Genomic DNA, 6480 nt, shown 5'->3' with positions numbered 1-6480 from the left:
GTACGCCCGCGGACACAAAGCCGTGCCGGGTCAGCAGGCTGGCTTCGGCCGGCCCGACGAACAACGTCGCATCCGGCCGGCTGAGCTGTTCCAGCATCCTGAGCGCACGCTGTTGCGTGGGCGGATCGAAATAGATCAACAGGTTGCGGCAGAACACAAAATGATAAGGTGACTCGTTGGCCATCAGCGCCGGATCGAGCAGGTTGCCGCGCAGCAGGCGCACCTTGGCGCGCACGCTGGCATTGAGGGCGTAGTCGCTGCCGCTGGTGGTGAAATACCGGTCGCGGAAGTCCAGGGGGCCGCCGCGGAACGAATTGCTGCCATACTGCCCGATGCGGGCGCGCTCCAGCGCGCGCGCGCTGACGTCCACGGCATCGATATGGAAGCGGTGCTCCGGCACGCCTGCGTCCAGCAACGCCATCACGATCGAATAAGGCTCTTCGCCCGTCGAGCAGGGCACGCTGAGAATGCGCAATGGCCCGGCGCCATCCTTGCCGGGTTCGCCGCCGAATACCCGCATGGCGGCAAAGCGGCCAAGCGCCAGCAGCGCCTCGCGATGGCGGAAGAACCAGGTCTCGGGTACCACCACGGCTTCGATCAGCGCTTGCAGCTCGTCCGGCCGCGAGTGCAGCAGGTTCCAGTAGGCATGATGGTCGGGCACCGCGGCGGCGGCCAGCCGCTCGCGCACCGCGCGCTCGATCATGCCGCTGCCCACGGTTTCGGCGGCCAGGCCGATGCGCTCCTTGAGCAGGGCCTCGATATGGGTTGCGGTGGTCATGGTCCTGGCGCGGCGGACCCGGCCGCCGGCGTATTGGGGGGCAGCCCGGGAAACAGCATTGCATGCACGTCGTCGGGCAGCAGGGCGTTGACCCTCACCCACTGCACCAGGCCCTGGCCGCCGTTGCGCACGGGACCCAGGTAGCGGGCCGGCCCCGGGGCCAGGCCGCTGTCGACAAACTCGCCGGGCTCGCAACGCAGGGTTTCGGTGGCGTACTCCAGCCGCAAGCCGAGCAGGCTCGCCGGATCTTCCATACGCCGGCGGTAATGCACCAATACGGTGCGGGTGCTGGTGCGGCTGGCGGCCGGCGTACCGGTTGCCAGCGCGTTGACGTCGATCACCGGCACCACGTCATCGCCGCGGGCCAGCAGGCCGCTGACCCAGTGCGGCGCCTCGGGCAGGTGCTTGAGCGTGGTCAGGGGCAGGACTTCGGCAATCTCGCCGGCATCCAGCGCGTAGTGGTCAGGGCCGATACGGAACAGCAGGAAGAGCTTCATGGCGGAGGACCGGCGCCCGGGGCGCTCAGACCTTGAAGCGCGACACGCCGGTGCGCAGGTCGTTGGCGACCAGCGTCAGCTCGTCGATCGCCTGGCTGGACTGGCGCAGGGATTCCACGGTCTGCTGGGCCGCCTCGGACAACTGCATCAGCGCCTGGTTGATCTGTTCGGCGCCGCCGGCCTGCGCCTGCATGCCCTCGTTGACCATCTGCACCCGCGGTGCCAGCGACTGCACCTGACCGATGATCTGGGAAAGCTGGTCGCCCACCTGGGTCACCTCCGACATGCCGCGCCGCACCTCTTCGGAGAACTTGTCCATGCCCATCACGCCAGCCGCCACCGCGGACTGGATCTCCCGCACCATCTGCTCGATATCGTAGGTGGCAACCGCGGTCTGGTCGGCCAGCCGCCGGATTTCGGTGGCCACGACCGAGAAGCCGCGGCCGTATTCGCCCGCCTTCTCGGCCTCGATGGCGGCATTCAGGGAGAGCAGGTTGGTCTGGTCAGCCACCTTGGCGATGGTGGTGACGACCTGGTTGATATTGCCTGCCTTCTCGTTGAGCGTGGCCAGCTTGGCGTTGACGGAGCCGGCGGCTTCCATGACGTGGTGCATGGTCGATTCCATGCGCGACAGGCTCACCTGGCCCGTGCCGGCCAGGCCGGCGGTCTGTTCGGCGGCGCTGGACACCTCGGTCATGGTGCGGACCAGGTCGCGCGAGGTGGCTGAGATCTCGCGGGAGGTCGCGCCGATCTCGGTGGTGGTGGCAGCGGTTTCCGTGGCGGTGGCTTGCTGCTGGCGCGCGGTGGCCGCGATCTCGTTGACCGAGGTGGTGACCTGGATGGCCGAGCGCTGGGCCTGGCCGACCAGCCCGGTGAGTTCGCCGGTCATCTGGTTGAAGCCCTGCTCGATCTCGAGGAATTCATCCTTGCGGCTCAGCGCCAGGCGCTGGCGCAGATCCCCGCCGCGCATGCCCGACAACAGCTGGACGATCGAGCGCATCGGCACGGTAATGGAGCGGAACAGCAGGTAGCCGGCAACCAGCGCCTCCAGCAGCGCGGCAACCAGCGAAATCTCGATGCTGAACTTGGCCGTCTCTACCGCATTGTTGATACTGGTGGCGCCATCCTCGGCGACCTTATTGTTATCGTCCAATAGCGCTTGCAGCGTGGCCCGGCCGTCGTTCCATACGGCATGGACCGGGCCGCGCAGCCGCGCCTCCATGGCGCCAGCCTCGGCGTTGCCCGATGCGAACAGCGGCGCCGAGACCTCGTCGTAGCCGTGGCGGATCTCCTTGTATTTCTCGAAGCGCTGACGGTCCTCGGGGCGCCTGATCGAGTCGGCGTATTTCTGCTCGAGGGTGTCCAGCCGCTTGCGCAGGGCCATATTGCTTTCGGCGTATTGCCGGCGCTCCGCATCGTTGGCCGCGGTGACACTCTGCCAGGCCAGGACATAGGATTCGCCCCAGGCGCCACGCATGGCTGTGCTGTAGTAGAGTCCTGGCAGGGCGTCGTCGCGCAGGGCGGCGGCATGGGTCTCGATGGCCGATTGGCGGTCGTAGGCGACCACGGCTGTGAGCAAGATGACCGCCAGGATAGCGGCGAAACTTGCCAGGATGCGCGTGCGGATGGTCCAGTTGGTCACGGTGCGTGTTCCCATTGCTTTTCTTGTAGGAAGGGGTGGCAAGCAGCGTCCGGACGGGCTGGAGCCGGCATGCGGACGCGGGTTAGTGGGCTGATCTGCGCACCGGGGGTGCATTATAGCGGCGTAGGGTACTGTAACGTTTGTGCCAGTTCAATGGCATCCCGGCGCGGGGGGCTTTGGACACAGGGATTTGCGGTGTTGCAACATTTCGCAATATGATGGCCGGATGGCGCTTGATTTTTTCCTGGTTTTAGTCACACTTGCCAGATGGACAGACCGGATAGATGTCGACAATCTTAAATAGGGCAGGCATGGTGGCCAGGTCGGAGGCGAAGGCAGGCGCCTCGCCGAACGCGGACCTCGATCCGCTGACCGGCGTAGCATCGCGCCAGGCATTCTTGAACACGCTGGAAAACCGCCTGCACTCGGAGGCTGTCCCGCGCTGCGCGCTATTGCTGCTCGGCATCGACGATTTCCGTGCATTCAATGATATGCATGGCCATGCCGAAGGCGACGAGATCCTGCGCCGCGTGGCCCGGCGCCTGCGCGATGCCTCTCCGCGCGACGCGGTTCTGGGACGGGTCGGTGGCGACGAATTCGCCGTGCTGCTTCCCTCCATTTCCGACCCCACCCTGGTGCGCCACGTCAGCGCGGCCATCCTGTCCCTGCAATCGGAACCCCACGAATATGGCAACCGGCGCCATCACGTGTTGTCCAGCCTGGGCGCCTGCGTGATGCCGGCCGGCGGCGACAACGCTTCCGATGTACTCGCCTCCGCCAGCCTGGCGCTGGGCCGGGCCAAGCGCGACGGCGGCCGTACCATCCGTTTCTTCAAGCCGCAGATGCGCACCGATGTGACCACCCGCCTGTCGTTGGTGCAAGCGCTGCGCGACGCCTATGCGCAGCGCCAGTTCGAGCTGCTGTACCAGCCCCAGATCGACCTGCGGGACGGCCGCGTGGTGGGTGCCGAGGCGCTGATGCGCTGGCGGCACCCCACCCAGGGCCTGCTGACGCCGGCCAGTTTCATCGATGCGCTGGCGGCCAGCAGCGTGGCTGCCGACGTGGGCGTGTGGCTGCTCCATACCGCCTGCGCGCAGGCTCGCATGTGGTCGCTCGGTTTTGCCGATGCGCCGCGCGTGGCCATCAACCTGTTTGCCGCCCAGCTCAGCGAAAGCCGGCTGCTGACCGAGGTCAGGCACGTGCTGCGGGAACTGGCGCTGGCGCCCGAGATGCTCGAACTCGAAATCACCGAGACCATCGCCCTGCAGCAGGGCGATGAGTTTTCCGGACAGTTGCAGACCTTGCGCCGCGATGGCGTGACCCTGACCTGCGACGATTTCGGTACCGGCTATGCCTCGCTCAGCTTCCTCAAGTCCTTCCCGGTCGACCGCATCAAGATCGACCAGTCGTTTATCCGCAATGTCACGCAGAGTCCGGTGGACGCCGCCATCGTGCGCGCCGTGGTGAATGTGGGCGCCAGCCTGGGTATCGGCGTGGTGGCCGAAGGCGTGGAAACCGTCGAGCAGCGGGATTTTCTTGCCGACAACGGTTGCCATGAAGTGCAGGGCTACCTGTACGGCAGGCCCATGTCCCCTGAGAAATTCACCGAATTCCTGCAGCAGTCGGCCCGCTGACCGCCGGGGGCGCGCCGCCCGGCCATTCCCCCTGTTCCCGGCCCGTTCACCTGCCACGGCCGGCTTCGCCGCGGCCGCTCTCCGCGCGCCTGCAATTTGTTTCCAGCTTTGTCGTCGCTCGCCATACAGGCGAGGGGACGGGCGCCGGCCCAGGGCTGTGGGAGGCGGCACTCGGGCGCTTGCCACTCCCGGTGTGGCGGCGCCGGGGACATATGTGCTTACAAAGTCCGGTGCGCGTGGCCGGCGGTCCGGCGTTATACGGAGTAGGGTGACAACAGGGCCGGCCGGATCTGGCCCGCGCGCCCGTCTCGTACAAGAACCAGGACTAGGGGTATCGACATGTTTCCTGACTGCAGGCTTGGCCCCCGTGCCCGCGCCGTCCTCCTGGCTGGCTGCCTCGTATTCATCACCTGGCAATGGCCCTCGCCGGCGCTGGCACAGGTTGCCGACCCCTCCGGCCGCATAGCCACCGTCACTGACGCCGCCGGCAACCTGAGCTTCGCCCCGGCCGGCTCCGACGACTGGGGGCAGGCCGGGCTCAACCGGCCGATCACCACCGGGGACCGGCTCTGGGTCGACGACGGCGGGCGGGCGGAATTGCATGCCGGCTCCACGGCGATCCGGCTCGGCAGTGCCACCGCCGTGTCCGTGCTCGATCTCGATGACAGTACCACCCAGGTCAAGCTGACCCAGGGCACGCTGCAATTGCGCTTGCGGGCGCTGCCGCCCGACCAGCCGGTCGAGATCGACACGCCAAACCTGGCCTTCGTGCCGAGCGAACCCGGCGATTACCGCCTGGACGTGGCGCCCGACGGCAGCAGCACCGTGGTCACCATGCACCATGGCACTGCCGTAGTCTACGGCGACAATCAATCGCTGGTGATGCAGCGCGGCGATCAGATCCGCTTTGCTGGCACCGACCTGGCGGAAGCCGGCAGCGCCACCAACCCGCCTATCGATGCATTCGACCGCTGGACCATGGCACGCGATGCGCGGGAGGACGGATCGCGGGCGGCGCGTTACGTACCGCGCGAAATGACCGGCTACGCCGCGCTGGACGACTATGGCGACTGGCAGGAGGACCCGGGCTACGGCGCGGTATGGTTCCCCCGCGTGGTGGCAGTGGACTGGGCGCCGTACAGCGTGGGCCATTGGGCCTGGGTGGCGCCGTGGGGATGGAGCTGGTGCGACGACGAGCCCTGGGGTTTCGCGCCGTCCCACTATGGCCGCTGGGCACGCTTCGGCAACCGCTGGGGCTGGACGCCGGGCCCGATCGAGGTCCGCCCGGTCTATGCGCCGGCGCTGGTCGGCTTCATCGGCGGCGGCGGTGGCGGCTGGAATGCATCCATCAGCATTGGCAGTGCCCCGGCCGTCGCCTGGTATCCGCTCGGCCCGCGCGAGGCATATCGCCCGGTCTATCACGCCAGCCCTGCCTATGTCACTCGCATCAATAACGTCACGGTCAACAATGTGACGATCAATAATCGCGTCGACAACGTCTATATCAACCGGAATGTGCCGGGCGCCATCACCGGCATGCCCGCGCGTGCCTTCGTGCAGGGCCAGCGTGTGCCGCCCGGTGCCCGCAATATGGCCTGGCGCAACCTGCCCCAAGGCGAAGCCAACGGCGCGCCGCCGCTGGCACCGGTCAGGTCCAGCCTGATCGGCGCGGCACCCGCGCGCCCGGCCCCAGTGGCGGCGATGCAGGGCTTTGCGCGCCCCGCCATCGCCGTGCGCGCGCCTGGCCGTCCGGCTGGCGACGAACTGGCCCAGCGTTTTGCCCGCTCCGGCGGTACCATCCCCGGCGCCGGTCCGGTATGGCATGGCGGCAACGCCGCGGCTGGAAGACCGGGCGCCGCGCCGCCGCCGGTGCGCTTGAGCCAGGCTGCGCCGGAAGGGCACGGCCGGAATGGCGGTCCGCCGCCGGGC

The 6480-nt window shown here is 67.7% G+C and carries 5 protein-coding genes; 2 read left to right on the top strand and 3 right to left on the bottom strand.

The window, feature by feature from the left end; all coding sequences use genetic code 11:
• The 3 genes from P3W85_RS26350 to P3W85_RS26340 all read right to left on the bottom strand — a co-directional run.
• Positions 1-778 (bottom strand): CheR family methyltransferase (locus P3W85_RS26350; RefSeq protein WP_276266917.1); only part of this gene is annotated, 778 nt, incomplete at its 3' end.
• Entirely contained in the window at positions 775-1275 is a 501-nt protein-coding gene (locus P3W85_RS26345) for a chemotaxis protein CheW (RefSeq protein WP_017226067.1), read from the bottom strand. The genes P3W85_RS26350 and P3W85_RS26345, both read right to left, overlap by 4 nt.
• A 25-nt stretch (positions 1276-1300) precedes the next feature.
• On the bottom strand, positions 1301-2932 hold the full coding sequence (locus tag P3W85_RS26340; RefSeq protein WP_276266916.1) for a methyl-accepting chemotaxis protein: 1632 nt from the start codon (positions 2930-2932) through the stop codon (positions 1301-1303).
• 296 nt (positions 2933-3228) lie between these two features.
• Between P3W85_RS26340 and P3W85_RS26335 the strand changes: the two genes are divergently transcribed.
• Positions 3229-4551, top strand: coding sequence for a putative bifunctional diguanylate cyclase/phosphodiesterase (locus P3W85_RS26335; protein WP_017226069.1), 1323 nt, complete (start codon positions 3229-3231; stop codon positions 4549-4551).
• A gap of 339 nt (positions 4552-4890) precedes the next feature.
• A partial coding sequence (locus tag P3W85_RS26330; RefSeq protein ID WP_346430293.1) for a DUF6600 domain-containing protein occupies positions 4891-6480 on the top strand: 1590 nt, incomplete at its 3' end.

It is taken from the genome of Cupriavidus basilensis, assembly GCF_029335485.1.
Classification (GTDB): domain Bacteria; phylum Pseudomonadota; class Gammaproteobacteria; order Burkholderiales; family Burkholderiaceae; genus Cupriavidus; species Cupriavidus basilensis_E.
The sequence above is the reverse complement of the archived record's forward strand: the minus strand, read 5'-3'. Positions and strand labels throughout refer to the sequence as shown.

What these genes read in the sequence shown, in the direction of transcription:
- P3W85_RS26345 (WP_017226067.1), bottom strand. Translation starts at nt 1,275, where the DNA reads ATGAAGCTCTTCCTGCTGTTCCGTATCGGCCCTGACCACTACGCGCTG.
- P3W85_RS26340 (WP_276266916.1), bottom strand. Translation starts at nt 2,932, where the DNA reads ATGGGAACACGCACCGTGACCAACTGGACCATCCGCACGCGCATCCTG.
- P3W85_RS26335 (WP_017226069.1), top strand. Translation starts at nt 3,229, where the DNA reads ATGGTGGCCAGGTCGGAGGCGAAGGCAGGCGCCTCGCCGAACGCGGAC.